14 protein-coding genes are annotated in these 13525 nt (G+C 70.8%); 9 read left to right on the top strand and 5 right to left on the bottom strand.

Annotated features, from left to right (window positions below; genetic code table 11):
- Positions 1-16 precede the first annotated feature (16 nt).
- Together AC0NH5_RS19070 and AC0NH5_RS19075 are read left to right on the top strand one after the other, a co-directional pair.
- Positions 17-1360, top strand: a complete 1344-nt coding sequence (locus tag AC0NH5_RS19070; RefSeq protein ID WP_474405481.1) for a flavin-containing monooxygenase — start codon at positions 17-19, stop codon at positions 1358-1360.
- Complete coding sequence (locus tag AC0NH5_RS19075) at positions 1357-2124, top strand: alpha/beta hydrolase (RefSeq protein ID WP_474405483.1); 768 nt, start codon at positions 1357-1359, stop codon at positions 2122-2124. The genes AC0NH5_RS19070 and AC0NH5_RS19075 overlap by 4 nt, the downstream gene beginning before the upstream one ends.
- Here the strand turns inward: AC0NH5_RS19075 and AC0NH5_RS19080 are convergent.
- Both AC0NH5_RS19080 and AC0NH5_RS19085 read right to left on the bottom strand, forming a co-directional pair.
- The gene (locus tag AC0NH5_RS19080; RefSeq protein ID WP_474405485.1) at positions 2113-3597 is read right to left on the bottom strand and encodes an alpha,alpha-trehalose-phosphate synthase (UDP-forming); all 1485 of its coding nucleotides are present in this window, start codon (positions 3595-3597) and stop codon (positions 2113-2115) included. The two genes, AC0NH5_RS19075 and AC0NH5_RS19080, sit on opposite strands and share 12 nt — an antisense overlap.
- Positions 3598-3683: 86 nt before the next feature.
- The gene (locus AC0NH5_RS19085) at positions 3684-4478 is read right to left on the bottom strand and encodes a DUF308 domain-containing protein (protein ID WP_474405486.1); all 795 of its coding nucleotides are present in this window, start codon (positions 4476-4478) and stop codon (positions 3684-3686) included.
- A 143-nt stretch (positions 4479-4621) separates the two neighbouring features.
- Between AC0NH5_RS19085 and AC0NH5_RS19090 the strand changes: the two genes are divergently transcribed.
- A complete protein-coding gene (locus tag AC0NH5_RS19090) occupies positions 4622-5320 on the top strand; it encodes a lysophospholipid acyltransferase family protein (protein WP_474405488.1) in 699 nt (232 codons plus the stop codon).
- Here AC0NH5_RS19090 and AC0NH5_RS19095 read toward each other — a convergent pair.
- Positions 5294-5980, bottom strand: coding sequence for a Crp/Fnr family transcriptional regulator (locus AC0NH5_RS19095; RefSeq protein ID WP_474405490.1), 687 nt, complete (start codon positions 5978-5980; stop codon positions 5294-5296). The two genes, AC0NH5_RS19090 and AC0NH5_RS19095, sit on opposite strands and share 27 nt — an antisense overlap.
- A 235-nt stretch (positions 5981-6215) precedes the next feature.
- On the opposite strand from AC0NH5_RS19095, the gene AC0NH5_RS19100 reads away from it, so the two are divergent.
- From AC0NH5_RS19100 to proC, 5 genes are all read left to right on the top strand, one after another.
- Positions 6216-7070, top strand: coding sequence for a phosphotransferase enzyme family protein (locus AC0NH5_RS19100; RefSeq protein ID WP_474405492.1), 855 nt, complete (start codon positions 6216-6218; stop codon positions 7068-7070).
- 62 nt (positions 7071-7132) lie between these two features.
- A complete protein-coding gene (locus AC0NH5_RS19105) occupies positions 7133-7630 on the top strand; it encodes a polyadenylate-specific 3'-exoribonuclease AS (protein WP_474405494.1) in 498 nt (165 codons plus the stop codon).
- A gap of 191 nt (positions 7631-7821) precedes the next feature.
- On the top strand, positions 7822-8322 hold the full coding sequence (locus tag AC0NH5_RS19110; RefSeq protein ID WP_474405496.1) for a pyridoxamine 5'-phosphate oxidase family protein: 501 nt from the start codon (positions 7822-7824) through the stop codon (positions 8320-8322).
- Positions 8323-8466: 144 nt separating this feature from the next.
- Positions 8467-9495, top strand: coding sequence for a 6-phosphofructokinase (locus AC0NH5_RS19115; protein ID WP_474405498.1), 1029 nt, complete (start codon positions 8467-8469; stop codon positions 9493-9495).
- A gap of 164 nt (positions 9496-9659) precedes the next feature.
- Entirely contained in the window at positions 9660-10472 is an 813-nt protein-coding gene (gene proC, locus AC0NH5_RS19120; RefSeq protein ID WP_474405499.1) for a pyrroline-5-carboxylate reductase, read from the top strand.
- Positions 10473-10686: 214 nt separating this feature from the next.
- Here the strand turns inward: proC and AC0NH5_RS19125 are convergent, their stop codons facing one another.
- A complete protein-coding gene (locus AC0NH5_RS19125) occupies positions 10687-11364 on the bottom strand; it encodes a DUF429 domain-containing protein (protein WP_474405501.1) in 678 nt (225 codons plus the stop codon).
- Complete coding sequence (locus AC0NH5_RS19130; RefSeq protein ID WP_474405503.1) at positions 11361-11882, bottom strand: glutathione peroxidase; 522 nt, start codon at positions 11880-11882, stop codon at positions 11361-11363. The genes AC0NH5_RS19125 and AC0NH5_RS19130 overlap by 4 nt, the downstream gene beginning before the upstream one ends.
- A 171-nt stretch (positions 11883-12053) precedes the next feature.
- Between AC0NH5_RS19130 and AC0NH5_RS19135 the strand changes: the two genes are divergently transcribed.
- Complete coding sequence (locus tag AC0NH5_RS19135; RefSeq protein ID WP_474405505.1) at positions 12054-13517, top strand: glycosyl hydrolase family 18 protein; 1464 nt, start codon at positions 12054-12056, stop codon at positions 13515-13517.
- The last annotated feature ends 8 nt before the right edge of the window (positions 13518-13525 follow it).

The raw sequence follows: 13525 nt of genomic DNA on the forward strand, positions 1-13525 counted from the left end.
CTGCAAGGATCGCCGGGTGCACGACTCCCCCGACCCGGGTGACCGTCGCGACGCCGTCTGTGTCGTGGGCGCCGGCGCCAGCGGGCTCACCGCGATCAAGAACCTTCTCGAGCAGGGCTTCGCGGTCGACTGCTACGAGCGCGAGACGTCCGTCGGCGGCGCCTGGAACTGGCGCCACGACCGCAGCCCGGTGTACGCGAGCACCCACCTCGTCTCGTCCCGCCCGCTGACCGAGTTCCCCGACTTCCCGATGCCGGACACCTGGCCCGACTACCCGCACCACAGCCAGGTCCTGGACTACCTGGAACGCTATGCGAAGCACTTCGGGCTCGGCGACCACGTCTGGTACGGCATGGAGGTCGTCTCGATCGTGCCGGCCGGCGACGGCCGCTGGGACGTGACCACGAAGTCGACAGGTGGCGGCTCGTCGCGGACCCAGCGCTACGCGGCCGTGGTCATCGCCAACGGGCACAACTGGTCGCCGCTCGACCCCGGGATCCCGGGGGAGTTCCGGGGCCAGGTGATGCATGCGGGGGCCTACAAGGACCCGTCCCGGCTGCGCGGCCGCAAGGTGCTCGTGATCGGCGGCGGCAACACCGGCTGCGACATCGCCGTCGAGGCGGCGCAACAGGCGGACAAGGTGTGGCACTCCACCCGCCGGGGCTACTGGTACGCCCCCAAATACGTCCTCGGGCGCCCCGCCGACCAGGTCAACGACCGGCTGCTGAAGTGGCGCCTGCCGTTGCGCCTGCGGCAGTGGCTCTACCGGCGCACGGTGCGGCTGACCAACGGCGACCTGACCCGGTACGGCCTGCCCGAGCCCGACCACCAGCCGTACGAGAGCCACCCGGTCGTCAACAGCCAGCTCGCCTATTACCTGGGCCACGGCCGGATCCACCCGGTGCCGGACGTGGCCCGCTTCGACGGTGCGGCCGTCGAGCTGGCCGGCGGCGCCCGGGTCGAGCCCGACCTGGTGATCACCGCGACCGGTTACCGGCCCCGGTTCGACTTCGTCGCCCCCGCGTTGCTCGACATCGACGACCACGGCCGGCCCGACCTGCACCTGCACGCGTTCGCCCGCAAGCACCCGACGCTCGCGGTGGTCGGCCTGCTCCAGCCGGACTCCGGGCTGTTCCCGCTCGCGCACTGGCAGAGCGTCGCGATCGCCCGCTGGCTGCGGCTGCGCGTCACCGACCCGGTGCGCGCCGCCGCGGTGCAGCAGAAGGAGTCCGCCCGCCCGCTCGCCAGCTGGTCACGCCGCCAGGTGGTGCCGTCCCGGCGGCACTGGTTCGAGGTGGACCACGTCGACTATCTGCGTTCCCTCGACGGCCTGCTGAAGCAGATGGAGACGGCCCGGTGAAGTCCGACCTGCTGCGTTTCGAGGACTGGACCGACCCGGTGCCACCGGCGCCCCGCGAGGTGATCTCCAAGGAGGGCGATCAGGACCAGTCACCGCTGGTCTTCGTCCCCGGGCTCGGACACGGCGCGTGGACCTTCGCCGAGCACTGGCTCGGCCACGCCGCCGGCCGTGGCTTCCCGGCCCACGCCATCTCCCCGCGCCCCGGTGGCGACCTGCGGGCCCAGGTGCACGACGTGGTGCAGCTGGCGGCGTCGCTGCCGCGCCAGGCCGTGCTGATCGGCCACGGAGCCGGCGCGCTGGTGGTGGCCCGCGCGCTGGGCCGCTATCCGGCGCGGGCGGCGGTGCTGGTCGCGCCGGTGCTCGACGGCTGGGCGGCGCTGGGCGCGGCGCTGCGCGGCAACCCGGCCGGCACGCTGCCGGCCGTCTTCGGCGGGCGCCTGCGTCTCTCCGCCCGGCAGCTGTTCGGCCCGGACCTCCCGGCCGAGCAGGCCACGGCGTACCTCGAGCGCATCGACGCCCGCCCGCGCGCCGAGCTGATCGGCCGGCACGAGCTGCCGGACCCGGTCGGCGGGCCGCCCACCCTCATCGTGGGCAGCCCGGACGACCGGATCGTGCGGCGGGCCACCCTGGACAAGGCGGCCGCCCGGTATGGCGGCGCCCCGCTGCTGTTCCCGGGCATGGGGCACGACCTGATGCTGGAGAGCGGCTGGACCGAGCCGATCGACGCGATTCTGGACTGGCTCGGCAAGCAGCTAGGACACTGACCGCTGCCGCGGGATCCGGCTGCCGCCGCGCCGGCCCGACCCGCCGGGCGGCTGCTCCGACTCGCTGGGCAGCTGCTCGGCCAGCCGTCCGGTGTGGTCCAGCGCGGTGAGGTACGCCCGGGCCCAGGCCAGGATGTCGTGGCTGGTCAGGTGCCGGCGCATCGCCGCCATCCGGGCCGTCAGATCGGCCGGGTCGGCCTCCATGGCGCGCAGCAGCGTCGCCTTCAGCCCGTCCACGTCGTGCGGGTTCACCAGGAAGGCCTGCTCGAGTTCCGCGGCGGACCCGGCGAACTCGCTGAGCACCAGCGCCCCGGCGCCGTCCTCCCGGGCCGCCACGAACTCCTTGGCGACCAGGTTCATGCCGTCGCGCAGCGGGGTCACCACCATCACGTCCGCGGTCCGGTAGAGCGCGGCCAGCTGGGACCGGTCGAACGGCTGGTTCAGGTAGTGGATGGCGGGCTCGCCGACCCGGCCGAACTCGCCGTTGATCCGGCCCACCTCGCCCTCGATCCGGTCGCGCAGGTCCCGGTAGCTCTCCACCCGTTCCCGGCTCGGCACGGCCACCTGGACCATAACGGTGTCCCGGACCTTCACGTGCCCGTCGCGCAGCAGCTCGCTGTACGCCGTGAGGCGGTGCTCGATGCCCTTGGTGTAATCCAGCCGGTCGACGCTGAGCAGCACCCGTTTCGGCCGGCCCAGGTCCCGCCGCAGCTGCTTGGCCTGACCCAGCACGTCGGGCCGGCTGGCCAGCGCGCGCATCTCGGCGACGTCGATCGAGATCGGGAACGCCCCGGTGCGCACGACCCGCCCGCCCACCGTGATGGTGTGGTCGCCGGCGTCGGCCGCGACCAGCTTCTGCGCCAGCTGCGCGAAGTTGTGCGCGGCCTGCTCACGCTGGAACCCGACCAGGTCGGCGCCGAGCATCCCGCACATCAGCTCGACGCGGCGGGGGAGCTGCATGAACAACTCGGGCGGCGGGAACGGCACGTGCATGAAGAACCCGATCAGCAGGTCCGGCCGCAGCTCGCGGAGCATCCCCGGGACCAGCTGCAGGTGGTAGTCCTGCACCCAGACGGCGGCGCCCTCCTCGGCGACCTCGGCGGCGGCCTCGGCGAACCGCTGGTTGACCGCCCGGTACGTCTCCCACCAGTCCCGGTTGAACACCGGCTGCTGCACGGCGTCGTGGTAGAGCGGCCAGAGTGTGGAGTTGGCGAACCCCTCGTAGTAGCCGCGCAGCTCCTCGCCGCTCAGCGAGACCGGCCGCAACCGCAGGCTGCCCACGTCCGGCAGGGTGGGTGCCGGGCCCAGGCCGCCTGCCCAGCCGACCCAGGTCGCCGGTGTCGGCTTCAGGATCGCGTGCAGTGCACTGGCCAGGCCACCCGGACTTCGGCGCCACTCACAGGCACCGTCCGGGGCGGCGTTGTCATCGAGGGGCAGACGGTTGGCGACGACGACGAGCGAACTCTGACGCATCACCGTAGGTTACCGGCCGAGCACCGATCATCGTCTATACGTGCGCTCGTAGTGTGTGAAGTTCGGGTGTGATACGCACCCGAACTTCACACCACGGCGCCGTCGTCGAACTCGTCGTCGTCATCGCCCGAGCGCAGCCGCCAGACCAGGGTGACCGCGCCGCCGACGATCGCCGAGAAGCCGATCAGCGACACCAGGTGCGAGTCGAGCGGGAGCAGCCCGGGGAAGAGGAAGAGCACGAAACCCAGCACCACGCCGAGCACGCCGGCCACCGCGTACTTCGAGATGCGGGGTATCGGCGGGGGCGGGGGCGGGATGTACCTGTCGTCGTCGCCGTAGTCCTCGTCGGGCAGGTCGGTGCCGAAGGTGTCCAGCCCGTACAGGATCGACGGCTCCTGCGGGTCGGTGCGCCGCCGGTTGAGCGGTGTGCCCTCCTCGGTCACCGGGCGGCCCGGCCGGGGCGGCTCCTGCTGCGGGTCGACGTTCTCCGTCGACGGCCAGGGCGCGGAGCCGTCGTCCTGGGTGGTGTGGAACCCGGAAATGATCTTGGCCCACTCGGCGTCCACCTCGGCCTGCGGCCGTGGATCCGCCGGCGGTGGGGTGGGCAGCGCGCCCCCGGTCACCTTCTGCAGGTGCTCGCGGGCGGTGTCCAGCCGGGTCCGGTCCACGAACAGCCGGTCGGTCGGCCGCGCGGGCAGGGTGGTGGCCCGCAGGATGGGGTTCTGGTCCGCGGTCGGCTGCAGGTACGCCGCGATGCCACCAGCCGCGAGCACGTCGAGCAGGTGCTCGCCGACCCGTGGATCCACGTCCCCCGCCGCCGCGTAGTCAGCGGCGTCGAGTCCGTTGTCGCGCCGCCCGCGACGGGCGCCACCCGTAGTCACCGATGCACACCCCCCTTGCCGACCGTGCCTTGAATGGTGACACGGCAGGCGCCTGTTGCGGGAGTGCGATTGTGGCGTGCCGCCCCCGCTTCGTACGCTTTCTCCGCCCCGGACGCACGGTGGCATCCGCTGAAAGGACGTCAGTGTTCTACTGGCTGCTGAAGTTGGTCATCCTCGGACCGCTGCTCAGGCTGGTCTTCCGCCCCAAGGTGGAAGGCCTGGAGAACGTTCCCCGGTCCGGTCCGGTGATCCTCGCCTGCAACCATCTCTCCTTCTCCGACTCGATCTTCACCCCGCTGATCATGAAGCGGAAAGTGACCTTCGTCGCCAAGGCCGAATACTTCACCGGCAAGGGGATCAAGGGATGGCTCTCCCGGATGTTCTTCACCGGCGCGGGGACGATCCCGGTGGACCGTTCGGGTGGCGAGGCCGCGCAGGCGGCCCTGGACACGCTGCTGCGCGTCCTGAAGGAGGGCAATGTCGCCGGGATCTACCCGGAGGGCACCCGCTCGCCGGACGGGCGGCTCTACCGCGGCAAGACCGGGGTGGCCCGGCTCGCGCTGGAGAGCGGCGCCCCGGTGGTGCCGGTGGCGCTGCTCAACACCGACGAGATCCAGCCGACCGGCACGCTGATCCCGTCGGTGAAGCGGGTTCGGATCCGGATCGGCGCGCCGCTCGACTTCTCCCGGTACGCCGCCCAGCGCGGCGACCGCTTCGTCGAGCGCGCGATCACCGACGAGATCATGTACGAGCTGATGGCGCTGTCCGGCCGGGAGTACGTCGACGTCTACGCCTCCACCCTGAAGGCCCCGGCCTCAACTCATGCCGGCCCGACGGCGTAACGCCTGGACGTCGGTGACCACGATCCGGCGGCCCTCGGTGCGCAGCCAGCCCCGGCTGGCGAACGAGCCGATCGCCTGGTTCACGCTCTGCCGCGAACCGCCGGCCATCTCGGCCAGCTGACTCTGGTTGAGCTCGATGGTGATCATCGGCGCCTGGCTCTCCCCGGAGAGCCGGACCAGGGTCTTGGCGACCCGGCCGGGCAGATCCAGGAAGACGTGGTCGGCGTTCTGCTCGGTGAGCCGGCGGATCAGGCCGCCGACCGAGCGCATCACGGCGTCGAGGATGCGCGGGTTCGAGTGGACCAGGTCCATGAACGCGGCCCGGGACAGCGAGAGCGCCTGGGAATCCTCGATCGCCTCGGCGGAGGCGCTGCGGGTGGACGCGTCCAGGAGGGACACCTCGCCGAGCACGTCCGGCGGGCGAACCACGGTGAGCACGGCGCGCTCACCGGTCGGCGCGGTGCGGAAGACCGCGACGGCGCCGCGTTTCATGATGATGAGCGAATCCCCGGGGTCGTGTTCGACGAAGAGGATCTGTCCCTTGCGATAGTGGCGTGGTACTGCTGCCGCGATGACCCGTTGCCGAACGTCCGGCTCGAGCCCGGCGAACATGTCCACGCCGGTCAGTGCGTCGCCGTTGTCCGGCAGGCGATGGTCCACGGCGTTATCCCTCCCCCGATGGGGACCCGCGTCGATCCGGCCGGCGCCGGCCCCACGACGCGAACGATCACTAATAGCACGAAGCGTGCCTCGAGCGCCATTCCTGCCCGGACATCGAAGCTCACCCCGTACGATCATGTCGCTTCGGTAGCGTTCTGTAAACCGCCCATTGCCTTCCGTGATTGTCGCCCAGGGTGTCCGTCTCATTAGCGGCATGTGTCGAGATAATCCCGCCGTGCCGGATGATGAGCTTCTTCGATCGACGCTGCGCGACCAGTGGCACCTTGTCCCGTCCGAGATCGCCGAGCAGCCGCCGACGGTGATGTCCCGCGGCTGGGAGATCAGCGCGGGCCCCGACCACTACGTGGCCCGGCTGGGCGAGAGCGTGGCCCGGCCGTCCATGGAGGCCGGCCTGATCGCCGCCGAGCACCTGCGGGCGGCCCGCATCGACGCGGGCGAGCCGATCCGCACGCTGAGCGGCGGCCTGACCGTGGACACCCCGCACGGCGCCCTGGCCGTGCTGCGCCGCCTGCCGGGCCGGCATCTTGACAGTCGTAACCCCCTCGACCAGCAGTTCTGGGGCGCCCGTCTGGGTGCCGTGCACCGCGCCCTGCAGGACTTCCGGCACCCCGGCCTGCGGCCCTGGCAGCTGCTCGACCCGGACGCGGTGCATGCCGGCGCCGAGCCCTGGGTGCGCGCCGCGGTCACCACGGCGGTCACCGCGGCCACCCGGCTCACCGTCACCGACCAGCTCACCTACGGGGTGCTGCACGGCGACCCGGCACCGGACGCCTTCGTCCTCGACCCGGACACCGGGCGCCTCGGCCTGCTGCACTGCGGCGCCTCGGGCACCGGCCCGCTGGCGTACGACGTGGCGGCCGCCATCACCTACGCCGGCGGCTTGGACCGGGCGGCCGAGCTGCTGGAGGCGTACGGCGCGGCCGGCCCGGTGAGCCCGGACGAGTTGGATGCCGCGCTCCCGGTGATGCTGCGCCTGCGCTGGGCCGTGCAGGCCGACCGGGCCTCCCGGTACGGCTGTCCGGAAGCGCTGCAAGCGGCGCGGGAGGCCCTGGAGTCCATGCCTTCATGACGATGGGCGAGGATAGGCCGTCAGTCTTCAGGCCCTTTATGGGTGGTGGGTGGGGAGGTCGGATGGGGGTCTATCGCTACTTTTATGACTGTGAGTTCATCGAGGACGGTCGCACCGTAGACCTCGTCTCGATCGGTGTCGTCGACGAGTTCGGCCGCGAGTTCTACGCGGTCAGCACCGAGTTCGACGACACCCGTGCGGTGCCCTGGGTGCGCCGCAACGTCCTCGACAAGCTGCCCTCACCGTCCGACAAGGCCTGGCGCAGCCGCGAGCGGATCCGCGACGACCTCTACGAGTTCCTGGTCGAGCCCCTCCGCGGCCGCTCCGAGCAGATGGAGCTCTGGGCGTGGTACGCCGCCTACGACCACGTCGCCCTGGCCCAGCTCTGGGGGGCGATGCCGGCGCTGCCCCGGGAGATCCCCCGCTTCACCAAGGACCTGCGCCAGCGCTGGGACGACCTCGGCCGCCCCCCGCTGCCCGAGATGGCCGGCCGCCACGACGCCCTGGTCGACGCCCGCCACAACCTGGCCCGCTGGCAGACCATGACCACCAAGGTCTGACCACCACCTTTCTGGTACGCACCATCGCGACCCCACCGCAGCCAGGGCTGCCCGGGGCCACCCCGCGGCCTGGTCGCCGGTCCGGACCGTCCGGCGACCGCCGGGCTGCCTGCCGGGTCGGGCTCACCCCTTTGTTTGGGGGCGGACGGCCAGGGCAGAAGGCGGGGAGGACCTAATTGCGGAGGTGAGTCATGACTGCGACGACGGAGCAGGAACGGCGCGACAAGGTCAGGTCGATGGTCGCGGACGCGAAGATCTGCATGCTGACCACGATGACCGAGGACATGCGGCACGTCAGCCGGCCGATGGCGTTGCAGGAGGTCGAGTTCGACGGCGACCTGTGGTTCTTCACCTACGCCGACTCGGACCTGGTGGAGCAGATCAACCACCACCCGCAGGTGAACGTCGCGTTCAGCGACTCCAAGCAGAACAACTGGATCTCCATCGCCGGCGCCGCCTCGCAGGTGGAGAACCGGGCCAAGGCCGAGGAGCTGTGGAGCCCGGTGCTGAAGGCGTGGTTCCCGGACGGCCTCGACACACCGAACCTCACGCTGGTGAAGGTGACCGCCCAGACCGCCGAGTACTGGGAGTCGGCGCACAGCTCGAAGGTCGTCACTGCGCTCGGGTTCGTCAAGGCCGCGGTGACCGGAAAGACCCCGGACGCTGGGGAGAACGAAACGGTCCGGCTTTAGCGGGGCGGCTTCGACCGGGTCCGGGGCGGCGACTAGAGTGCCGGTTGCGGCCCGCCCCTGGCCCGGCAACGCTGCCGCTGATTGGCTCCCCGGGGGATCGCACGGGCTATCCGCATCTAGCGACCCGATCCAGGGGGAAGAAAAATGCGTATCGGCGTGCTCACCGGTGGCGGCGACTGCCCCGGTCTCAACGCGGTCATCCGGGCCGTGGTCCGCAAGGGCGTCACGGCGTACGGCCACGAGTTCGTCGGGTTCCGCGACGGCTGGAAGGGCCCGCTCGAGGGTCTGACGAAGCCGCTGGGGATCGCGGAGGTCCGCGGCATCCTGCCGCGCGGCGGCACCATCCTCGGTTCCTCCCGGACCAACCCCTTCAAGATCGAGGGCGGCGTCGAGAAGATCAAGGCCAACCTGGCCGAGCAGGGTGTGGACGCGCTGGTCGCGATCGGCGGCGAGGACACCCTCGGCGTCGCCACCAAGCTGCACGACCTGGGCGTGAACGTGGTCGGCGTCCCGAAGACGATCGACAACGACCTGAACGCCACCGACTACACCTTCGGCTTCGACACCGCGGTCAACATCGCGATGGAGGCCATCGACCGGCTGCACACCACCGCCGAGTCGCACCACCGCACCCTGGTCGTCGAGGTCATGGGCCGGCACGCCGGCTGGATCGCCCTGCACGCCGGCCTCGCCGGTGGCGCGAACGTGATCCTGCTGCCCGAGCGCAAGTTCGACGTCGAGCAGGTCGCCACCTACGTGACCAAGCGCTTCCAGGTGGAGTACGCGCCGATCGTCGTGGTCGCCGAGGGCGCCCAGCCGCTGGACGGCCAGATGGTCCTGCACAACCAGGAGCTCGACTCGTTCGGCCACGTCCGCCTCGGCGGCATCGGCCAGTGGCTCGCCGAGCAGCTGGAGGAGAAGACCGGCAAGGAGGCCCGCACGGTCGTCCTCGGTCACATCCAGCGCGGTGGCACCCCGACCGCGTTCGACCGGGTGCTCTCCACCCGCTTCGGCCTGCAGGCGATCGACGCCGTGCACGAGGGCGACTTCGGCAAGATGATGGCGCTGCGCGGCACCGACATCGTCCGGGTCCCGCTGATCGACGGTACCGGCGAGCTGAAGACCGTTCCGCTGGAGCGCTACGAAGAGGCCGAGGTCTTCTTCGGTAACTGAGCCGGCCGGCCCGGCTCGTTCGGGCCGCGCCGGTTGATCCGGGCGCGTCCGGTTGGTTCGGGCCGCGTTCGGCTGATTCGATGAAAGGGGCCGGGACCCGTTCCCGGCCCCTTTCGCCCATCCCGTCGCCGGTGAAGCGAAACCGAAGTATCGAGGAGTGCGCGTTGGCCGAACACACCGTCGCGGTTCTGGGCGCCGGCAAGATGGGCGAGCTGGTGCTGGCGGGCCTGCTGCGCGCCGGCCGGCCGGCCTCGCGGGTGCTGGTCACCGCCCGGCGCGCCGAGCGCGGGGCCGAGCTGAGCGAGAAGTACGGCGTGGCGGTCGTCAGCAACGCCGAGGCGGCCGAACGCGCCGGGATCCTGGCCGTCGGGGTGAAGCCCCAGGACGCCGGGGTGCTGCTCGACGAGATCCGCGCCGGGGTCACCGCCGACAAACTGGTCGTGTCGCTCTGCGCCGGCCTTCCGACGAGCTTCTTCGCCGCCCGCCTGCCGGAGGGCACCCCGGTGGTGCGGGTGATGACCAACACCCCGGCGATGGTCGGCGAGGCGATGAGCGGGATCTCGCCGGGCGCGCACGCGACCGAGGAGCACCTGACGATCGCCGAGGAGCTGTTCCGGCCGCTCGGCGCCACCGTCCGGGTGCCGGAGAAGCAGCAGGACGCGCTGACCGCGCTGTCCGGCTCGGGTCCGGCCTACTTCTACCTGTTCGCCGAGGCGATGATCGAGGCCGGTGTGCTGCTCGGCCTGCCCCGGCAGACGGCGCACGAGCTGATCGTGCAGACCGCCGTCGGTTCGGCCGCCATGCTGCGCGACTCCGGCGACCACCCGGTGAAGCTGCGCGAGGCCGTCACGTCGCCGGCCGGCACCACCGCCGCCGCGCTCCGCGAGCTGGAGAAGCACGGCCTGCGCGCCGCTCTGCTGGACGCCCTCGAGGCCGCCCGCGACCGCGCCCAGGAGATCGCCGGCCAGTCCCGCTGACCCCCGCGTGTGAAGTTGGGGTGCGAATCGAACCCCGACTTCACACACGCGGGCCGTGCACAGGCAGTGTGTGAAGTTGGGGTGCGGAACGCACCTGAAGTTCACACGCTGGAGGGGGCAGCTCAGCCCGGCGGTCGCGGCACGGGCTCGGGTGGCAGCGAGGTCGCGGGGTAGGCACGGGACTGGGCATCGATCGTACGATAAAAGGGTCTTTCTAGTACCAGATGGCTATCTTGCTGCCGTTGTCCTCTTCCGGAGGACTAGGGTGGCTGAGGGCGGTGCCCGTCGCGACGCGATGGGCGGTCCAGGCGACGGCCGCCGCGTCCAGGATGTCGTCCGGCGGCGCCTGACCGGCCGGGCCGAGACGGTCCGGCAGCACGATGCCGTTGCGGGCGAGCAGTTCCCGGCGCCGCTGCTGGCCGCTCCACGTCTTCTTGGCGTGCGCGAGGGGCTCACCCGCCATCGTGCGGAACGACACCTCGGGGTGCGCCTCGAAGAGCAGCCCCGGATGGCGCTGCCAGATCGCGTTGGCCTCGAGCAGCTTGGGGCGCAGCGCCCAGGACTGGCGGCTCAGGCCGGCGCCGGTGAGTTCCCGGCAGAGTCGGTTGGCCGAGGCGAAGTCCTGTTCGTCCCAGACGGCGCGCGGCGGCACCCGGAAGACGCTGCTGCGGCGCGGGCCCAGTTGGTCGGCGGCGAGGGTGTCGGCCGCGCGCCAGCGGTCGGGGAGCATGCCGAGGGGGATGTCGACGCCGATCACCGCCGCTCCGGAGCTTCCGGCGACGATCTCGTAGAGCGTGGCGGCCAGCACCGCCCGGCCGAAGGCGCCGTCGCGCAGCTCGACGCCGACCCAGCCGAGCGCGTACGCGTCGACCCCGATGACGTTGACGCTCATTGAAGGAATGGGTCTTCAGTCCGGTCAGGGGCGGTGGCGGGGCGGTCGGATGGGGGAAGAAGCTTCTCGATCGTTGCTACCAGTTCGCCGTCGTCCGGCGTGGTGCGGGGGCCGAACCGGGCCGCGACCGTGCCGTCCGGCGCGACCACGAACTTCTCGAAGTTCCACTGGATGTCGTCGCCGGCACCGACCAGCTCGCGGTAGAGCGGGTGCCGGCCGGCCCCGTTGACCTCGACCTTCTCGGTCATCGGGAAGGTCACGCCGTAGGTGGTCGAGCAGAACTCGGCGATCTCGCCGGCGGTGCCCGGCTCCTGTCCGCCGAACTGGTCGCACGGCACGCCGACGAGGACCAGACCGCGGTCACGGTGGGTCTCGTAGAGGGTCTGCAATCCGGCGTACTGCGGGGTCATGCCGCAGCGTGAGGCCACATTGACCACCAGTACGACCGACCCGCGGTAACGGTCCAATTCGGTCGGGCCACCGGTGAGGGCGTCGATGTCGACGTCGAAGATGGTCATGACGAAAGACTACGCGCAGTGTCCGCGCGAATGCACGCCGTCGCGGCCGGTCGTTCGATGTTAAACGGACCTTAAAGCTGTTCACCTGGCTTGACTGTTGTTAATCGATGTGACTACCGTCTCTTCAACCCTCTCTTTGGAAAGTTTCCTAACTGTTGAGGAGACACCCCCGTGCAGAAATCCGCCCGAAGGGCGATCTTCGTCGGCGCAGTCATGGTTGCGAGCGGCATCGCCGTCCCGACCATGTCGGCGTCGGCGGCCGCCGCTTGTGCCCCCGCCTGGAGCGCATCCGCCGTTTATGTGAAGGACAACGTCGCCTCGCAGAACGGCAAGAACTACACCGCCAAGTGGTGGACGCAGAACGAGTCCCCGGCGACGAACAGCAGCCAGTGGGCTGTCTGGATCGACAACGGCCCTTGCGGCACCGGCCCCACCACGCCGCCGACCACGCCGCCGACGACTCCGCCCACCACCCCGCCCACGACGCCGCCGACCACCCCGCCCACGACGAACCCGCCGACCGGTGACAAGTGGGTCGTCGGCTACTTCGCCGAGTGGGGCGTCTACGGCCGCGGTTACCACGTCAAGAACATCGACACCTCGGGCTCGGCCTCGAAGCTCACCCACATCCTGTACGCGTTCGCCAACACCACCGGCGGCCGGTGCTCGATCGGTGACTCCTACGCCGACTACGAGAAGGCGTACACCGCGGGCGAGAGCGTCGACGGCGTCGCGGACACCTGGGACCAGCCGCTGCGTGGCTCGTTCAACCAGCTCCGCAAGCTGAAGAAGAAGCACCCGCACCTCAAGGTGATCTACTCGGTCGGTGGCTGGACCTGGTCCGGTGGCTTCACCGAGGCCGCCAAGAACCCGGCCGCCTTCGCCGACTCCTGCCACAAGCTGGTCGAGGACCCGCGCTGGGCGGACGTCTTCGACGGCATCGACATCGACTGGGAGTACCCGAACGCCTGTGGCCTGACCTGCGACACCAGCGGCCCGAACGCGTTCAACAACGTGATCACCGCGCTGCGCAGCAAGTTCGGCTCGAGCGCTCTGATCACCGCCGCCATCACCGCCGACGGCTCCAACGGCGGCAAGATCGACGCCACCGACTACGCCACCGCGGCGCAGAAGATGGACAAGATCTTCCCGATGACGTACGACTACTTCGGCGCGTTCGCCGCGCAGGGCCCGACGGCCCCGCACTCGCCGCTGACCTCGTACAACGGCATCCCGCAGGCCGGCTTCAACTCCGACGCGGCAGTGCAGAAGCTGAAGAGCAAGGGCGTTCCGGCCAGCAAGATCCTGCTCGGCATCGGCTTCTACGGCCGCGGCTGGACCGGCGTCACCCAGGCCGCCCCGGGCGGCTCGGCGACCGGCGCGGCCCCGGGCACCTACGAGGCGGGCATCGAGGACTACAAGGTCCTCAAGACCAAGTGCCCGGCCACCAGCACCGTCGCGGGCACGGCGTACGCCCTCTGCGGCGGCAACTGGTGGAGCTACGACACCCCGTCGACCATCGCCGGCAAGATGACCTACGCGAAGAACCAGGGTCTCGGCGGCGCGTTCTTCTGGGAGCTCTCCGGTGACACCACCAACGGCGAGCTGATCACCGCCATCAAGAACAACCTGTAAGTCATCTG

The organism is Actinoplanes sp. 13 (genome assembly GCF_056134165.1).

What these genes read in the sequence shown, in the direction of transcription:
- AC0NH5_RS19080 (WP_474405485.1), bottom strand. Translation starts at nt 3,597, where the DNA reads ATGCGTCAGAGTTCGCTCGTCGTCGTCGCCAACCGTCTGCCCCTCGAT.
- AC0NH5_RS19105 (WP_474405494.1), top strand. Translation starts at nt 7,133, where the DNA reads ATGGGGGTCTATCGCTACTTTTATGACTGTGAGTTCATCGAGGACGGT.
- AC0NH5_RS19110 (WP_474405496.1), top strand. Translation starts at nt 7,822, where the DNA reads ATGACTGCGACGACGGAGCAGGAACGGCGCGACAAGGTCAGGTCGATG.
- AC0NH5_RS19115 (WP_474405498.1), top strand. Translation starts at nt 8,467, where the DNA reads ATGCGTATCGGCGTGCTCACCGGTGGCGGCGACTGCCCCGGTCTCAAC.
- AC0NH5_RS19125 (WP_474405501.1), bottom strand. Translation starts at nt 11,364, where the DNA reads ATGAGCGTCAACGTCATCGGGGTCGACGCGTACGCGCTCGGCTGGGTC.
- AC0NH5_RS19130 (WP_474405503.1), bottom strand. Translation starts at nt 11,882, where the DNA reads ATGACCATCTTCGACGTCGACATCGACGCCCTCACCGGTGGCCCGACC.